This window comes from Chryseobacterium proteolyticum (genome assembly GCF_046591535.1).
In the GTDB taxonomy this organism is placed as follows: domain Bacteria; phylum Bacteroidota; class Bacteroidia; order Flavobacteriales; family Weeksellaceae; genus Chryseobacterium; species Chryseobacterium proteolyticum.
In genome coordinates this window covers 629,329-646,528 of record NZ_JBJLWK010000001.1, presented here as the reverse complement: position 1 = coordinate 646,528, position 17,200 = coordinate 629,329, and the positions used below count along the sequence as shown (strand labels likewise).

General features: G+C 39.9%; 14 protein-coding genes and 1 pseudogene. 7 read left to right on the top strand and 8 right to left on the bottom strand.

Going from position 1 to position 17,200, the window contains the following annotated elements; genetic code table 11:
* Positions 1-11 precede the first annotated feature (11 nt).
* Complete coding sequence (locus ACJ5H0_RS02900) at positions 12-878, top strand: alpha/beta fold hydrolase (RefSeq protein WP_411247041.1); 867 nt, start codon at positions 12-14, stop codon at positions 876-878.
* 82 nt (positions 879-960) lie between these two features.
* On the opposite strand, the gene ACJ5H0_RS02895 is transcribed toward ACJ5H0_RS02900, so the two are convergent.
* Together ACJ5H0_RS02895 and ACJ5H0_RS02890 are read right to left on the bottom strand one after the other, a co-directional pair.
* The gene (locus ACJ5H0_RS02895) at positions 961-2,139 is read right to left on the bottom strand and encodes an acetyl-CoA C-acyltransferase (protein ID WP_411247040.1); all 1,179 of its coding nucleotides are present in this window, start codon (positions 2,137-2,139) and stop codon (positions 961-963) included.
* A gap of 72 nt (positions 2,140-2,211) precedes the next feature.
* A complete protein-coding gene (locus ACJ5H0_RS02890; protein WP_411247039.1) occupies positions 2,212-3,717 on the bottom strand; it encodes an MDR family MFS transporter in 1,506 nt (501 codons plus the stop codon).
* Positions 3,718-4,087: 370 nt separating this feature from the next.
* On the opposite strand from ACJ5H0_RS02890, the gene ACJ5H0_RS02885 reads away from it, so the two are divergent.
* The 6 genes from ACJ5H0_RS02885 (at position 4,088) to ACJ5H0_RS02860 (ending at position 7,839) form a co-directional block, all read left to right on the top strand.
* A complete protein-coding gene (locus ACJ5H0_RS02885) occupies positions 4,088-4,663 on the top strand; it encodes a Crp/Fnr family transcriptional regulator (RefSeq protein ID WP_411247038.1) in 576 nt (191 codons plus the stop codon).
* Between the two features lie 108 nt (positions 4,664-4,771).
* The gene (locus tag ACJ5H0_RS02880) at positions 4,772-5,314 is read left to right on the top strand and encodes a YceI family protein (protein WP_411247037.1); all 543 of its coding nucleotides are present in this window, start codon (positions 4,772-4,774) and stop codon (positions 5,312-5,314) included.
* Between the two features lie 21 nt (positions 5,315-5,335).
* On the top strand, positions 5,336-5,554 hold the full coding sequence (locus ACJ5H0_RS02875) for a tautomerase family protein (protein ID WP_172282726.1): 219 nt from the start codon (positions 5,336-5,338) through the stop codon (positions 5,552-5,554).
* 4 nt (positions 5,555-5,558) lie between these two features.
* The gene (locus tag ACJ5H0_RS02870) at positions 5,559-6,290 is read left to right on the top strand and encodes an SDR family NAD(P)-dependent oxidoreductase (protein WP_172282728.1); all 732 of its coding nucleotides are present in this window, start codon (positions 5,559-5,561) and stop codon (positions 6,288-6,290) included.
* Positions 6,290-6,736, top strand: a complete 447-nt coding sequence (locus ACJ5H0_RS02865) for a nuclear transport factor 2 family protein (protein ID WP_172282729.1) — start codon at positions 6,290-6,292, stop codon at positions 6,734-6,736. Before ACJ5H0_RS02870 ends, ACJ5H0_RS02865 begins: the two co-directional genes overlap by 1 nt.
* Positions 6,737-6,762: 26 nt before the next feature.
* Positions 6,763-7,839 carry an NAD(P)H-dependent flavin oxidoreductase gene (locus ACJ5H0_RS02860; protein WP_411247036.1) on the top strand — a complete coding sequence of 359 codons (1,077 nt, stop codon included), beginning with the start codon at positions 6,763-6,765 and terminating at the stop codon, positions 7,837-7,839.
* Positions 7,840-8,103: 264 nt separating this feature from the next.
* Here ACJ5H0_RS02860 and ACJ5H0_RS02855 read toward each other — a convergent pair whose 3' ends face one another.
* From ACJ5H0_RS02855 to mgtA (ACJ5H0_RS02830), 6 genes and pseudogenes are all read right to left on the bottom strand, one after another.
* Positions 8,104-8,853 carry a porin family protein gene (locus ACJ5H0_RS02855; protein ID WP_411247035.1) on the bottom strand — a complete coding sequence of 250 codons (750 nt, stop codon included), beginning with the start codon at positions 8,851-8,853 and terminating at the stop codon, positions 8,104-8,106.
* Between the two features lie 9 nt (positions 8,854-8,862).
* Positions 8,863-10,158 (bottom strand): TolC family protein, encoded by a 1,296-nt coding sequence (locus ACJ5H0_RS02850; protein WP_411247034.1) that lies wholly within the window; start codon positions 10,156-10,158, stop codon positions 8,863-8,865.
* A gap of 1 nt (position 10,159) precedes the next feature.
* A pseudogene (locus ACJ5H0_RS02845) lies at positions 10,160-13,259 on the bottom strand (efflux RND transporter permease subunit).
* Positions 13,260-13,267: 8 nt separating this feature from the next.
* Positions 13,268-14,407: an efflux RND transporter periplasmic adaptor subunit gene (locus tag ACJ5H0_RS02840; RefSeq protein WP_411247033.1), complete on the bottom strand. Its 1,140-nt coding sequence runs from the start codon at positions 14,405-14,407 to the stop codon at positions 13,268-13,270.
* Positions 14,408-14,474: 67 nt separating this feature from the next.
* Complete coding sequence (gene mgtA / locus ACJ5H0_RS02835) at positions 14,475-15,665, bottom strand: magnesium-translocating P-type ATPase (protein WP_411247032.1); 1,191 nt, start codon at positions 15,663-15,665, stop codon at positions 14,475-14,477.
* Entirely contained in the window at positions 15,658-17,181 is a 1,524-nt protein-coding gene (mgtA, locus tag ACJ5H0_RS02830; RefSeq protein ID WP_411247031.1) for a magnesium-translocating P-type ATPase, read from the bottom strand. The genes mgtA (ACJ5H0_RS02835) and mgtA (ACJ5H0_RS02830) overlap by 8 nt, the downstream gene beginning before the upstream one ends.
* Positions 17,182-17,200: the final 19 nt, after the last annotated feature.

Sequence of the window (17,200 nt, the reverse complement as noted above, 5' to 3'; positions counted from 1 at the left end):
TAAAAACAATTATGAACCCAACCATTTATTACAACAATACAGACGTTGATGGTCTGAATATTTTTTACCGTGAATCCGGGCCTGAAGATGCTCCTGTTCTTTTGCTTCTTCATGGATTTCCTACGTCTTCACACATGTTCCGCAACCTGATTCCTAAGCTGAATGATCAATATCATATCATTGCACCGGATCTACCGGGTTTCGGGTTTAGTGATGCTCCGGATTCTGACCACTTCAGCTATACGTTTGATAATCTTGCCAGGATAATGCAGAGATTTATTGATAGATTGGAATTAAAAAGATTTGCCCTTTATATTTTTGATTATGGTGCTCCTACCGGTCTTAGGTTAGCTTTAGCCAATCCCGAAAAAATAACGGGAATTATTTCTCAGAATGGGAATGCCTATGAAGAAGGCCTTAGTGACAGCTGGAGTTCGATAAGAAAATACTGGGAAGATCCCACTCCGGAAAACCGTAAGCTCTTAAGTGATTTTACTTCTGAAAAGATGACCAAATTCCAGTACCAGGAAGGTGTTAAGGATCTTTCGCTTATCGCCCCTGAATCTTATGCTCTGGATCAGCATTTTCTAAACCGCCCGGGAATGAATGATATTCAGATTGACCTGATGCTGGATTACCGGAGTAATGTGGCACTATATCCTGAATTTCAAGCATATTTCAGAAAATACCAGCCCCGGTTCCTGGCTGCATGGGGAAAATATGATCCTTTCTTTTTGCCTCCGGGAGCGGAAGCTTACAAAAAAGATATTCCGGATGCTATTGTAAAATTTTATGAAACCGGACATTTCGCGCTGGAAACCCATGCAGAAGAAATAAGTAATGACATCAGAGAGTTTTTAAAAGACCTGCCTTCGTAAGCCTGGAATATTGTATTCATAAAAAAATGTCCGGTCATTCATCTGGCCAGACATTTTTTTTATGGAATTAAAAATACTTTAGCTATATATTCATATTTTCGATAACCATAGCGGAAGCTCCTCCACCACCATTACAAATCGCAGCTACACCATATTTTCCCTTTTCCTGTTGAAGGACATTGACAAGGGTCACAAGAATTCTGGCTCCGGAAGCTCCTATCGGATGTCCAATGGCTACTGCGCCGCCATATACATTCACTTTTTCAGGATCAAAACCTAAGATCTTCTGATTGGAAAGTACAACTGAGGCATAAGCTTCATTGATCTCAAAATAATCTACTGCTGAAAGGTCAAGGTTGGCACTTAAAAGAGCTTTTGGAATAGCAAGAGCCGGAGATGTTGTAAACCATTCCGGTGCCTGGGCGGCATCTGCGTAACCGATAATTTTGGCAAGCGGTTTCAGCTGATATTTTTCTACAGCTTCTGCCGAAGCGAGAATCAAAGCTGCGGCACCGTCATTCAGATTACTGGAGTTGGCCGCGGTAAGCAATCCGTCCGGTTCAAAAACAGGCTTCAGCTGAGCCATTTTTTCAGGAATAAGCTTAAAAATATCTTCATCTTTATCGATGGTAATGGTTTCTTTTCCTTTGGTGAATTCTACAGGAACAATTTCATTTTTAAATTTCCCCTGTGCAGTTGCGTTTTGTGATTTCTGATAAGAAGACAATGCATAATCATCCAGTTCCTGCCGGGTATGTCCATATTTTTTAATTCCCAGCTCTGCCGCACTTCCCATATGGAAATTATGATAAACGTCCCATAAACCGTCTTTAGTCATCCCATCAGTAAGGGTAAGGTCTCCTAATTTTTTTCCGTTTCTTATGAAGGCATAATGTGGTGTATTGCTCATACTTTCCATTCCGCCTGTTACGATGAGATGTTCAAGGCCTGTCTGGATTTGCTGTGCTCCCAATGAAGTTGCCTTCATTCCTGAAGCACATACCTTATTGATGGTCGTGGCATCTTTATCATACGGGATATCAGCAAAAATAGCAGCTTGTCTTGCCGGAGCCTGTCCTACTCCTGCACTCAGTACATTTCCCATATAAACACTGTCCAGTAATTCCGGTTCCAGAGAAATGTTTTTATAAGCTTCCCGAATGGCCAGAGCGCCCAGCTGTGTGGCTGTAAAAGTGGACAGATTCCCAAGTAATCCTCCGACGGGAGTACGTTTTGCTGATACAATGAATACTTCTTTCATGATATTGATTTTATTATATTTTATATGATTCTGTTTTAATGGTCTGCTGATACGATTACTATTTTTTTATTCTTATTCCTCTTCAGGAAAAATAATAATAAAGGTAAGACAAATATAAATGCCAGACCAATAACCATATAGGCATCGATATAGCTTAAAAAAAAATGATTGTTTCACCACAATTTTTTCCATCAGACCTATTGCTTTTTGCTGTGCTTCAGGAAAACCGAATCCCTTGCTCTGAAAAAGTGAAGTGTAGGTTTGAAGACGATCCATTACCGAACGGTTATCCGGAGTAAGGTTGGAGATAAGGTCGGTACGGTGAAGAGCAACCCTTCTTGCGATATATGTATTGATAATGGATATTCCAAATGAACCACCCAACTGGCGCATCATGTTGTTAATAGCGGTTCCCTGGGGCATATCTTCAGCTTTTAAAGAAGAAACGGCAAGTGATGCAAGCGGAACGGTAAGTAAAGCCATTCCCAGTGCTCTGAATATAAGATTAATGGAAATTGTAGCAAAAGAAACATCCAGGTTTACCTGTGCCATAGACCAGTTAAAATAAATAAAACAACAAAAACCAAGCAATACCACCAATGCAGGAGGAACTCCTTTTTGCAAAACTTTCCCGGTAATGATCAGCGCAAATACGGCAATAATGGAACCCGGAAGCAGTAGAAGACCAGCCTGAGCCGGGTTGAATCCTAAAAAGCGTTGTGCCAGTACAGGAGTGAGGTAAATGGAAGTAAACATGCCAATCCCGGTTATAAAGGTAAGTATGGCAGAGATACTGAGTGAAGGGTGCTTAAGAACCGATAGCTTTACCACGGGATGTGGTATAGTGAGCTCCCTGTGAACGAAAAGAACGAGTGAAAGGACAGCTGCTACAGTGAGGAAAATAATATAACGGGCAGCAAACCAGTCTTCCGTTTCCCCGCGCTCCAAAACGGTCTGTAAAGAGCCGATACCAATAATTAAGAGAATAATTCCTGGCCAGTCGATCTTTTTAACCTTTTGCCGGGTCGGAGATTCGGGTAATAATTTTAAACATAGAATAGCGGCCAGTATTCCTAAAGGAATGTTGATGTAAAAGATCCATCGCCATGAAAAGTTATCCGTAATAAATCCACCGAGTGTAGGCCCGATCGTGGGTCCTATGAAAACCCCGATCCCAAATAAAGCGCTGGCAATATTCTGTTTTTCTTTTGGAAAACACTCGTATACAACCATGGCAGATACAGATAATAACGCTCCACCTCCTATCCCCTGCAGAAACCGGAACATGACGAGTTCCCAGAGGTTTGTGGAGTTGCCGCACATAAAAGAACAAAAGGTAAACAGGATAATAGAGCCGATGTAATAATTCCGCCGGCCAAGGTTATTGACCAGAAAGCTGGTCATCGGAATAATAATAACGTTGGCAATCCCATAAGCTGTAACCACCCAGGAAATGTCTTCTAATGTTGCCCCCAGGTTTCCGCTCATATAATTAAGGGCAACATTTACTATGGAAGTGTCTATAAGCTCCATAATGGCTGCGGAGATTACCGTGATAATAAGAATGATTCTTTTCATAGCATTTTACTATTTAATATACCGATCGGTATATTTTGAATTAAAAAATTTTATGGTTGAAACAAAAGGAATAACCCGCCTTTAATTCAGTAGTTCCATTTTTAAATGGCAAAGATATAAAATAAATATACCAATCGGTATATTTATTTTTGGAATCATAAAAAAGCGTTCAAACGGTTGAACGGCTTTTGTGTTAAAATGACAATATATTACTTTGAATCATCCGTTTTTGGTATTTAGGTATTATTGCAATTGTTTTCTTTACCCTACTAAAATTAGACTGAAGTTCTTCTTAATGGATAAGATAAAGTTAAGGGCTGTTTTGGGGAAATGTTTTACATTGTATATTTGTAATTCAATTAAAAAATTGATGACCCATCCTAAAGAGATATTACAGCAACATCTGTCGCAATTTGTTTCTCTCAATAAAGAGCAACTGGATTATGTATTTTCGCATTTCACCCTGATCAGTCTGAAAAAAGGACAGATGCTTTTGTCGGAAGGAAATTCTGTAGATCACGAATATTTTGTCCTGGAGGGTTGCCTTAAGGCGTTTTATCTAAATGATGCCATGAAGATGTTTATTTTACAATTTGCAATGCCGAATTGGTGGGTTTCCGATTATAATGCACTGTACAGTCATCAGAAGGCAACCATAAATATTGATTGCATTACCCATGCAACCGTATTGGCCATATCCAATAAAAACAGAGAAAAGATATGCAGCGAAATTCATGAAATGGAGCATTTTTTCAGGTGGAGAACCAATAAAGGCTATGTTGCAGTACAGAAACGCCTTCTTTCACTAATGAATAACGATGCTAAGTTCAGATACGAAGAACTTTTATCAATGTATCCTCAATTGTATAATCTTGTCCCTAAACATCTTATAGCTGCTTATCTCGGTGTTTCCAGAGAAACCTTAAGCCGTTTGTATCAACCCTGATCTCTTAATTTACTCATTGCTTTTCAGTAAAATTAAATTGTGACCCATGTCACGTAACTTTTTAACGTCCCCTTCTGAACTTTGTGTCAACATTTAAACATAGAAAAAATGAATACACAAAATTTTAAAGTAGACCATGAAAAAAGTACAATAGAATGGACCGGAAGAAAAATAACCGGTGCTCATTATGGGACCATCGGAATTAAAGAAGGTTCATTTACTTTTAAAGACAACCAACTATCTTCGGGAACATTTATTATAGATACCCGTTCTATAAAAATTCTTGATATCGAAGATGCTGAGACCAACGCTCAGTTTGCAGGTCATTTAGCTTCCGATGATTTCTTTAATTCGGATCAGTTTCCGGAATCTACCTTTGAAATCAGGCATGCAGAGCCTGGTGATGATCATCTGTATTATGTAAACGGAGATCTTACGATTAAGGGAATCACCCATCCTATTGATACTGTACTAAAAATCGAGAACAATCCAAACTCAGCAACTATTCAAAGTAAAATTGTTCTTGACCGTACTAAGTATAATATGAAATTCAGATCAGGTAATTTCTTCACGGATTTAGGGGATACTTTGATATACAACAATTTTGACCTTACCATTAATCTGGTTGCTGAATCAGTTGAAAATAATTAATAACCTTAAAAATTTACAATCATGCCTTATATAAAAATAGAAGTTCTTCGTGACGGAGTTACAAGAGAACAAAAACAACTTTTGATAAAAGGAGTAACAGAACTGGTAACTTCAGTTTTGAATAAAGATCCGCATCTTACCCATGTGGTGATTGATGAAATAGAAGATGATAACTGGGGATATGCCGGAGAGCAGGTATCTGCGTTGAAAGAACAGGGATTTTCCACCGATAAAAAATAGAAAAATGGAGAAACAAACGGTCATCATAACAGGTGCATCCTCAGGAATCGGATTGGAGATCGCCAGGTATTTTCTGGAAAAAGGAAGTAATGTAGTTATTAATTCAAGAACAGAATCTAAATTGCAGGAGGTTTTTAATGAATTGGGAGGTGGAGATCATTTGGCAATGATTGCAGGGGATGTTGCCGACAAAGCTATTGGTGAATTACTTGTAAAAACAGCGATTGAGCGATTTGGTTCAGCAGATGTTCTGGTCAATAATGCAGGAATTTATGAAAACAAACCATTTCTTGAAGTAACAGAAGATCATCTGGACAGGTTTTTAAGAACAAACCTTAAAGGGACATTTTTTACGACACAGTCGGTTATTCCTCAGATGCAGAAGCAGAGAAATGGAGTTATTATTAATATAGGTTCTCCATTGGTATACCACGCTATGGCAGGGTCTCCTTCTACGGCTCCGATATCGAGTAAGGGTGCGATCCATGCTTTAACTCATCAACTTGCCGCCGAGTTTGGAAAAGATAATATCAGAGTAAATACCGTTGCCGCCGGGCTGATCAGAACCCCTATGCACGATGAAAATATCGATCAGGCAGCAGGAATTCATTTACTGAACCGTATCGGTGAACCGGAAGAAGTTGCACAAATGGTTTACAGCATTGCATGCAACAAACTGATCACGGGAGCGATAATCAATGTGGATGGCGGCATGGGAGCCGGACATTACCTATAATGAAAATTGTATTATTAATAGCATGGTTGCTGGGTATTCCACTAAGCAGCCATGCTCAAAAAATCAACACTATGAAAAATAGTACAGAAGAAACCGCTATAAGAACCGCACTTGAGCAATATTACTTCAAAGGCATTTTTGAAGGGAATACAACACTTTTGAAGGAAGTCTTCTTCAAAGACGCCCTTCTATTCGGAGATATAAAAGGAGTAGCGTATTATAAAACAGCGGAACAATACATCGAAGGTGTAGGCAATCGGGTCAGCCCGGAAAAGGCAGGAGCACCGTTTCATCCGGAGATTATTTCCATCGACGTGATTAATTCTATTGCCTCAGTAAAGCTCAATGTGAAGATGTACGATTATAATTACTATAATTTTATTACTTTCCATAAAATAAACGGGAAATGGTTGATCGTAAACAAAACCCTTACGGATGTTGAATAATTGGTAACCCAATCAAATCACTTATTATGTGGAATACAAACAGAATTACAGATTTACTTGGAATTGAATACCCTATCTGGCAGGGACCTTTCGGAGGAGGCTTATCTACAGTAGAACTCACTTCACGGGTAAGCAATAAGGGTGGATTAGGTGGTTTTGGAGCATATACCCTTAGTCCGCAGGAAATTTATGAGGTCGATCAGAAAATAAGATCTCAAACGGCTCAACCCTATAATCTTAATCTTTGGGTTTCCGATACAGATTTTGTAAGTGCGGAAGATAATGAAAAAAGCTATAAAGAAACTGTGGAGGCTTTTAGACCTTATTTTGACCAACTGCAAATAGATGTTCCCGCTCTTCCACCCTCTTTTGAATCCAGGTTTCTGAATCAGCTGCAGACGGTTTTGGATATTAAACCAAAGGTTTTCAGCTTTATGTTTGGGTTGCTGGATCCAACTGTTGTCGAGGAATGCCATAAAAGAGGAATTCTTTTGGCGGGAAACGCAACGACGTTGGACGAAGCGATAGCTCTGGAGAATATTGGAGTAGATATTATTGTTGCTTCAGGGTTTGAAAGCGGCGGTCACAGACCTTCATTTTTGGATAAGGCTGAATATTCAACTACGGGCACATTCGTTCTTGTACAGTTGATAAAAGATAGGATTAAAATACCGGTCATTGCTGCCGGTGGAATTGCTAATGGGACCGGAATTGCAGCTGCGCTTACATTAGGAGCGGAAGGAGTGCAAATCGGAACTGCGTTTCTGGCTTGTGAGGAATCCGGTGCTTTGCCTGTTCATAGAGAGGCTCTTTTTTCAGAGTCGTCAAAAAACACGAGGCTGTCAAGAGCTTATACCGGACGTTTAGGCAGAGGAATAACCAATGAAATTTTAAAGGATCTTTCAGAAAAACAGATTTCCCACTTACCTTTTCCATTACAAACTACTTTTATGTCATCTTTGCGTAAGGCCGCTCTGGAACAAGGGAAAAATGAAATGGTATTTTTCTGGGGTGGGCAGATCGCACCGGTTCTTAAGCATAAAAGCGCACCGGTATTGATGGATAGTTTAATTACTGAAGCCTCAAAAATACTTCCTGGATGAAAGTTTCCTTAGGCAACTTAGATCTAAGAATTTGAGGACAAAAACGCTATAGTTTTATAGAATTCTATATGCAGGTTTTAGCGCGTTAATACATTTTGGAACTAAAATAAGCCGGGTTAAAACCCGGCTTTAACACTAATTTAGAAATAAATAATCTACGATATAAGATGATCGTATTGGATTAAAAGGAACCAAAAAATATATAATTTCTTTGTGTTTTTACTGTTCTGTTTTAGAACTTTGAGATTTTGATTCCTTTTTGCATTATTTATAAGAATGATATGATGTCAGGTCATACGCTAAAGAAAGCATAAGTCCCCGGTTGTATATTTTAATTTTATCTTTTTTAGCATTGCCGTTTGCTGAACTGTTGGCATTCTGAAAAAGATCTGTAAAACCATGTGTGTATCTTAGCCCTACCGACCATCTGTCTTTTAGCTGGTAGTCCAGACCGATATTCATTCCAAAATCAAATTTCTGAAGATAATAGCTTTTGCTTTCATCATTGGCCGCATCTCCGAAAATGCTTTTATCCCGGAAAACGTTACCATTTTCATCTTTTCGTTTTGTATTGGCTGCTGCTAAAACACTTACATACGGCCCTGCATAGAATTTAAATCCGGATAGGCGGTAATTCATGTTCACAGGAATAATATCAATATAAGAGCTGTTGATGACGGAGTTATAAGTTTGGTCAGAACCATCCTTATAGGAGACACCTACCCTTCTTTGGCTGAAAGTCAATTCATGGGTAAGTTCTATATTTTTGCTTATCCGGGTGTTAACAAATACGCCTGCATGGAAGCCCGGTTTGAATTTTGTGTCTGGATTCGCAAAAATAAAATCCCTCTCTTTGCCGTAAAAATTATAAGAATTAATACCCGCTTTCACACCCCAGCTTACTTTGTTTGTGTTTGATTCTATGGAATCTGTTTTTAACGTATCAGAATTCTGTTGAGCATATATAAAATGTCCTTCAAGTAGTATGATCAGTATAAAAAATATTTTTTTCATTGTTTTTAATTATAAATTAATATCCCATATTCCGGCAGCTCTTTCAAGCTCTACCAATGCAACGGCATAGTTGTAAAGTGTTCCGTAATAATCGTGCTGTACATCATTATAGGTACGTTGTGCATTCAGGACTTCCAGTAAGGAAGACTGACCTCTCTTATAGCTGTATATTTTGCCCTCAAGGATAGCTTTAGCTTCTGTAAGCAAACCGGATTTAAACTGATTCACCTGCTTTTGAGCTGCGATATAGGTGTAATATGCCTGGGTAACTTCGGTTTGAATCTGGAGCTCAGTTTGTTTATAGGTTGTTTCTGCCTGTAAGGTACCGTATTGTGCTGCTTTCAGATCTCCCGATCTGTTGTTTGAAAATTTCAGGGGAACACTGATTCCTGCATTTACAGTAGTCATTGCAGGTGTGGGAGCGATGGTATTTCTCACGTAAGAAGCATTATTAACACCAAATGACAGTCCCAGGTCAATCGCGCGGTCAGCCTTAGCTTGCTTAAGCAGACTTTGAGAAACGGTTTTGTTTTGCAGGGCTGCTTTTAAATCTGCCCTGTTGTTTTGAGCTTCAATAACCAGATCCGATAAGGAAAATTGCCGTTCAAACCCTGAAAAATCGCCCTGAGGATACCATAAAGAATCACTTTTAGCTTTTCCCGACAAAAGTGAAAGGTTAGCTAATGAAGCTTTCCACTCTGCTTCTGCAGAAAATACATCGTTCAGCATAGTACCTGCTTCCAGCTTTGATTGCCTGGCATCTACCTGGGTAATCACACCTAATTTAAAGCGGATACTGTCGGATTCCGCCAGTTTTTTCATCTGCAGGTAAGAATTGGATTCTACATCCAGCACGATCCTGCTCTGGATGGCAGAGAGATACACCAGTGTAGCATCTGCCCGGAGATTACGGAAATAATCATCCAGAAGAAGACGGCTAAGCTGTGCCTGATTTCGAGCAACTTCTATACGGGCTTTTCTTTTGCCCCCCATTTCCAATGTCCAGCTTACTTCAGAGTTAAAACCATAGCCCATCTTCATTCTTCTTTGTCCGTTATCAAACCATCCGAAGCCTAATTGTGGATCCGGAAAAATCCGGGCGGTTTGTATCGCGGCATCAGCAATATTGATATTGAATTTTTCTGCAGAATATGCCAGATTGTTTTTTCCGACCAGATTGATGTAGGTCATATAATCAATTGGTTTTTTAGCGAATGTAGTATCAATCTTCTGGGCCTTTATATTGAAGGCTGAAACGAGGAATATTATGATAAAAAGCTGTGTGTATTTTTTTATTGTGATCATTTTAATCTTCTTTTGGTACATTAAAATTCTTTCCCCATTTATTTTCTATCAGATAGTAAAGTGCAGGAAGTGCAAACAGGGTAATGATGGTAGAAAACAGGAGTCCATACACAATTACAGTGGCCAGAGGTCTTTGTACATCAGAGCCAATACCTGTAGCCAATGAGGCAGGAAATAACCCCAATATGGCGACAGTAGCGGTCATCAGAACCGGACGGAAGCGATGGAAAGCTCCTTCTGTTACTGCTTTTTTCAGGTCGTACCCTTTCTTTCGCAGGTCATTGATGTGGGAGATCATGATTACCCCGTTTTGTATGGCGACTCCAAATAAAGCAATAAAACCAACTGCTGATGAAATATTCAGGGTCATGCCCCGAAGATTGAGAGCAAGCATTCCTCCGAAAAGAGCCAGCGGAACTATACTGATTAAAAGCCCGGCCTGACGGAATGACTGGAAAGCTCCATACAACAAAATAAACATAATGGAAAGCGCCAGGGGAACAATAACAGAAAGCCTTCCGTAGGCACGGTTCTGGTTTTCAAACTGACCACCCCATTTGATGCTGTATTTTTCGTGATCATATTTTACATTTTTTTTCGATGGCATTTTCTGCTTGTGATAAAAATGACGTTAAATCAGTACCACGAAGGTTAAGGCGTACGGTGAGATGACGCTTGTTCATTTCACGTGCGATCATACTTTCCCCTGTATTCAACTGTATATCTGCAACCTGAGATAGTGGGATTTTCGCCCCGGATTCATTGGTAAGCATCAGGCTACCTATTTTTTCCGGCGTATTTCTGCTGGTTTCGTTATACCTCGTAATAATATCGTATACTTTGATTCCCTGATATACTTTTGAAACAGCTTTTCCCCCGATGGCTACTTCTATAAGATCTGAAACATCAGATACGTTAAGTCCATACTGGGCGATTTTTTCGCGATCTACCTTTATCTGTAACTGGGGCAACGGAGGCTCCTGATCTATAGCAAGGTCCACGGCTCCTTTTACCTTTTTTAAAGTAGCCATTACTTCTTCTGCTATTCGTCTTGTTTCTTTAAAATCATTTCCATATACCTTAACAACGAGTTCACTATGGGCTCCGGAAATTTTGTCCATTACGCCATCGATCATCGGTTGGGTGAAAGCAATATTGTATCCCGGCATGGTTGCGTATTCTGCTTCAAGTTCTTTGATAAGATCCGCTTTACTTCTTCCCCATTTCCATTCGCTATACGGTTTTAGTCCTACACTCACCTCAAAATGGGAAGGTGTCCAGGCGTCAGTTCCGTCGTCATTTCTTCCAGCCTGTACCATTACATACGTTACTTCTTTGTGCTTAAGAGTACGCGCCCGGAGCGTATCACTCATTTCTCTTGATTTTTCTACTGTAATACCTGGTGGTAAAGAAACCTGAAGCCATATTGATCCTTCATCCAGCGGAGGTAAAAAGTCTTTTCCTACCAGGGCTGTTAAAACGCCTGTCGTCAGCAGGATAGCAATCAATGGAATAAATATCCGTTTAGGACGGCTCATGATCTTTTGAACTCTGTTATGATATGCCGTCCCTATTTTCTCAAGCCAGCGGTTGTGATAAATCTTCCGTGGTTTCCGGTAGATGACAAAAGCCAGTCCCGGAATGAGGAATAATGCAACAGCAAGGGCACCAAGCAATGCGTAACCTACTGTAAATGCCATTGGTGTAAATAATTTCTTTTCTACTCTTTCAAAAGCAAACAATGGCAAATAAGCGGTGATGATAATGATGGTGGCAAAGAATATGGGTTTGGCTACTTCTTTTACTTTTTGAGTAATGGTTTTTTCTTCCAGTTCCTCTTCAGGATGATCTTCCCGTTTCTTTAAAATCGTTTCAAGCATTACAATAGCCCCATCTACAATAATCCCGAAATCGATAGCCCCAAGGGATAAAAGGTTAGCCGGAATATTGGTGAAATGCATTAATATAAATGCAATAAGCAAAGACAGGGGGATGGTAATGGCCACAAGCAGGGCGCCGCGCCAGCTTCCAAGGAATACAATCAATACGATGATAACCAAAGTCATTCCTTCAAGTAAAGTTTTAGATACGGTATGTAATGTATTATCAACAAGATTGGTTCGGTCTAATACAACATGGATCTGAACACCTTTTGGAAGGATGTTTTTATTAAGATCATCAACAGCATCATTTACTCCTTTTAATACGACAGATGGATTTTCTCCTTTAAGCAATAGAACAATACCTTCTATGTTGTCCGGGTAATTAACACCCCGCTGATCTGAGTAGCCTAGCGCTCCTTTACGTTCAAGGTTCCCATATTTTATTTTGCCAATGTCATTCATGTATATGGGAGAGCCATTAACTGATTTTACGACAACCCTACCCATGTCTTCGAGAGATTTAACCAGGCCGATTCCACGGATAACGTAAGACTGGTCTCCCCTGTTCATAACACTTCCACCTGAGTTGGCATTGTTGGCCTCAAGCTTTTCTGCCACCTCTTTAAGGCTAATATTGTATTGTTCCAGCTTTACCGGATCCAGTTCTACCTGAAACTGGGTGGTAATCCCGCCAAAATTGGTAACGTCTGCGACTCCAGAAACCTGTTTTATTTTCGGGATGATTACAAAATTCTGAAGATCAGTAAGCTCACGTAGATCATGGGTTTTACTCTCAATGATATAGCGGTAAATCTCTCCTGTTGGAGAGGTGAGCGGATCCAGCCCAGGAGTTACTCCATACGGAAGTTCGAGATCCCCCAGCCTTTCTTTAATTCTGGTCCTTGCCCAGTAATCATCGACCCCGTCATTGAAAACAATGGTTACCATGGATAATCCGAAGGTACTTTTGCTTCGCATGACATGCATTCCTGGGAGTCCATTTATTGCCTGTTCAATAGGTATGGTAATTTGCTGTTCAATTTCCTCGGCAGCTAAACCGGGTACCTGAGTAACAACCTGGGAAGTAACATCTCCGATATCGGGATAAGCTTCTATAGAAAGTTGTTTCCATGAATAATATCCGAAAAGAGCAAGCAGTGCAAACAATGCCAGTATCAGCCATCGTTTAGCAATGATATTGTTTAATATGTTTTTCATTGGGTTCCTTATTTAGCATCCAGAAGATAGAAAGCTCCTTCACTGATGATCGTTTCGCCAGGTTTCAGCCCGTTGAGGACCTGTATTTTATCATTTTCCGTAATTCCTGTTTCTACATACCTTTTTACATATTGGTTACGAGAGGTCTGTACCAGCACATAATTTTTATCATTGAACTGAAGGACAGCCTTAGCAGGAACAAAAACTTTTTTCTCCGCGGTGTTAATGAACTTTACATTCACAAACATCCCGGGTTTTAAAAGCCGGTCATCATTTTCACACTCCACCAGGACTTCCACACTTCGGGTTTCTTCATTGACAATTTCATTGATATGATAAATTTTTCCCATAATTTTTTTATCCGGTAATGCGCTGATATTGATTTCCACCGAGGTTAAATTTTGCAGAAAACGAATGTCCTTTTCTTTTACCTGTCCTGCTATCCATACTTTGGAAAGCTCTGCAATTACTGCAATAGGCGGAGCGTCTTCTTTCAGGTATTGTCCCATAACAATATTATTCGTTACCACTTCTCCTTGTATTGGAGATACAACGACAAGAGGAGTATTCGGAGACATATTTTTACCATTTTTAAAAATTTGCAAAGCTCCGGATGCGTTGTCGAGTGCTGTTTTCTTAATCTGGAATTCTGTGGCAGCTTCTTCCGTTTCACGCCGGATACCCACGCCGTGGTGTAATAAATCCTGCTGACGCTTAAGGTTCAGTTCGGCCTGACGGTATTCCTGCTGGGCGTCACGGTATTCTTTTTGTGCAGCGAGATAGTCTCTGGAACTTATTGAAAATAAAGGAGATCCGGAATTTACCTTCTGCCCTAGTTTAACGTATGATTTCAATATCCTTCCGGCAAATGGTGAGGCAACTTCTGCATAGGTATTGGGAATCGCTTTAACCGTTCCTACGGTAAGTAAATTGGGATTATATTCCTCTTCCTGTACTTTATGCAAAACTAGTTTGGAAAGTATCGGAGTATTTTTCTGCAAAATGATCGTATCTCCTTTTGTGATATACGGTGTTGTGTTTTCAGACTGTTCTTTCTTATTATTACAGGAATAAAGAAAGATTGATGCAGTTGTCAGCCATAACATTGCGGACATATTGCTTTTCAATCGTGCTGATTTAATAGTCATTGCGTTTATAGTTTTAATTGTTTTTTTGAAATTGGATCGATAAATACTTGAAAAGGAATTCTTTTTCTTACAACCAGGTATTGAATTTTCTGATAAACCAGTTTTTCACCCATTGAGTGAGCAGGCAATAACAAGTGAGTATACCTAAAAGCCATGGGAAATAGCTTAATGGTAAAGGCTGCATCTTTAAAGCTGCTGCAAATGGTGAGAAAGGTATAGCAATCCCTATAATCATGATTAAAGTTGTTAAGGCAACTACCGGAGCGGTGGCCCAGCTTTGTATGAAAGGAATTTTCCTTGTACGGATCATATGAATGATAAGGGTCTGCGAAAGTAAACCTTCAATGAACCATCCGCTTTGAAACAAGGTCTGATGTTCTGGTGTATTGGCTTTGAACACAAAATACATCACGGCAAATGTGGCGAAATCGAAAATAGAGCTTATAGGTCCTATAAAGAACATAAATTTAGCCACTCCGCCTGCATCCCATTTTTTTGGTGTTTCAAGGAATTCTTCATCCATTCTGTCCCAGGGAATAGAAATCTGGGAGATATCGTACAATAAATTCTGAATCAGCAAATGAACAGGCAGCATAGGAAGAAAAGGCAGAAATGCACTGGCTCCCAGCATACTGAACATATTTCCAAAATTACTGCTCGCAGTCATTTTAATATATTTGATAATATTCCCAAAGGTTCTTCGCCCGTAGATCACCCCTTTTCTGAGAACCATAAGGTCTTTTTCAAGAAGGATAATATCTGCGCTTTCTTTCGCGACATCCACTGCCGTATCTACACTGATCCCTACATCCGATTCTTTAAGGGCCGCCGCATCATTAATTCCATCTCCCATAAAGCCCACCGTATGTCCCTGATCGCGTAAAATTCTTACAACCCTTACTTTTTGTAAAGGATTTAGTTTGGCAAACACAGAAACAGAATCCATTCGCTCTGCCAGAACTTCGTCTGATATTTCATCCAGATCCCTTCCGTTGATAATATGGTGAACCGGAATTCCTACATCTTTGCAAATTTTCCGGGTTACAATTTCATTATCACCGGTAAGTACTTTTACACCAACACCCAATTTATGTAAGGCTTCTATCGCCGGCTGAGCTGATGGCTTGGCAGGATCAAGAAAACCGATGAATCCGGTAAGAGTAAGATCTTTTTCACTTTCCAATGTATAAGTAAGCGGATGAGAGGCATCGAATTCCCTGATGGCAACAAGGATTACCCGGAGTCCTTCCTCATTCATTTTTTTTTGAAGTTTTCAGCACGATCTTACGCATGGCGTCGTCCATGGGAACGGCTTTATCATTTTCAATATGAATATTCCTGTTATCTCCCGGATCGAAAGTTTTACTGCATAGTTCCAGCATTTCTTCTACGGCTCCTTTGCAGATAAGGAGATGGTTTCCGTTGTGCATTTTAAGGATAACAGACATTCTGCGGCGCTGAAAATCAAATGGTATTTCATCTACCTTCAGGTATTGTTCTTCCACTTTTAAATAATCGTGAAGCTCAACATGCTCAAGAACAGCTTTGTCTAAAAGATTCTTTAGTCCTGTCTGATGATAGCTGTTCAGATATGCCCATTTCAATACTTCATCATCCTCTATTCCATGGACATTAAGGTGTTTTTCAAGGACAATTTTATCCAAAGTAAGGGTTCCGGTTTTATCTGTACACAGGATATCCATAGCACCGATATTCTGAATGGAATTCAGGCGCTTTACAATCACCTTACGTTTGCTCATGTTTACAGCTCCTTTCGCCAGGTTAGCTGTAACGATCATCGGAAGCATTTCCGGAGTTAATCCTACGGCAACGGCAATAGCAAACAACAGGGCTTCCAGCCAGTTTCCCTTTATTAGTCCATTTACCAAAAAAATCACGGGAACCATAACCAGCATAAAACGGATTAATAGAAAGCTCACTTTATTGATTCCTTTATCAAAACTGGTTTCAGGACGCTCTCCAGTGATGGATTTACTGATGCTACCAAAATAGGTGTAGCCTCCGGTCACCACAATAACTGCCGTCGCTGAGCCGCTTACCACATTAGTTCCCATAAAGCACAGGTTATTAAGTTCTATGACCTGTTTAGTTTCTGCATCGCGGATCGGAAGATGGTTCTTTTCCACAGGTAATGCTTCGCCTGTAAGCATACTTTCGCTGACGAACAAATCTTTACTCTGTATAATCCTGCAATCCGCAGGAATCATATCTCCGGCAGACAGATAAATAATATCGCCCGGAACAAGCTCGCTGATGGGTATTTCCTGTTTAGATTGAAATTTCCTGAGTACAGTAGCCGTTGTTTTTACCATGCTTTTCAGCTTTTCAGCAGCAGCATTGCTCCTGTATTCCTGCACGAAACGCAATAGCGTACTGACCAGGATCATAACCGAAACCACGATTACCGTCTTAAAGTCACGTTCTTCTGCGGGAGGGAGCCATACATCAATGATAAAGGATACTGCAGCAATAGCCAGCAGAATATAGATGAAAGGGTTGGCAAAAGCTTTTAACAGCTGGATGTACCATTTGGGAGCTTTCTGATGTTGAATTTCATTGTGTCCGAACCTGGCTTTACGTTCATCAGCCGTTATCTTTGTTATACCTTCTTCACTGGTTTCCAGCATAGCATATACAAATTTATCATCCTGGCTGGATGCATTTTGCAGCTTGGTAATGGTTCCGATATTCATTCCGTCTGAATTGATTACAGAATGAAATGGGTTTTTAATTTTTTCTTTTAGTTTTATCATGACTCATGGTATTAATGAG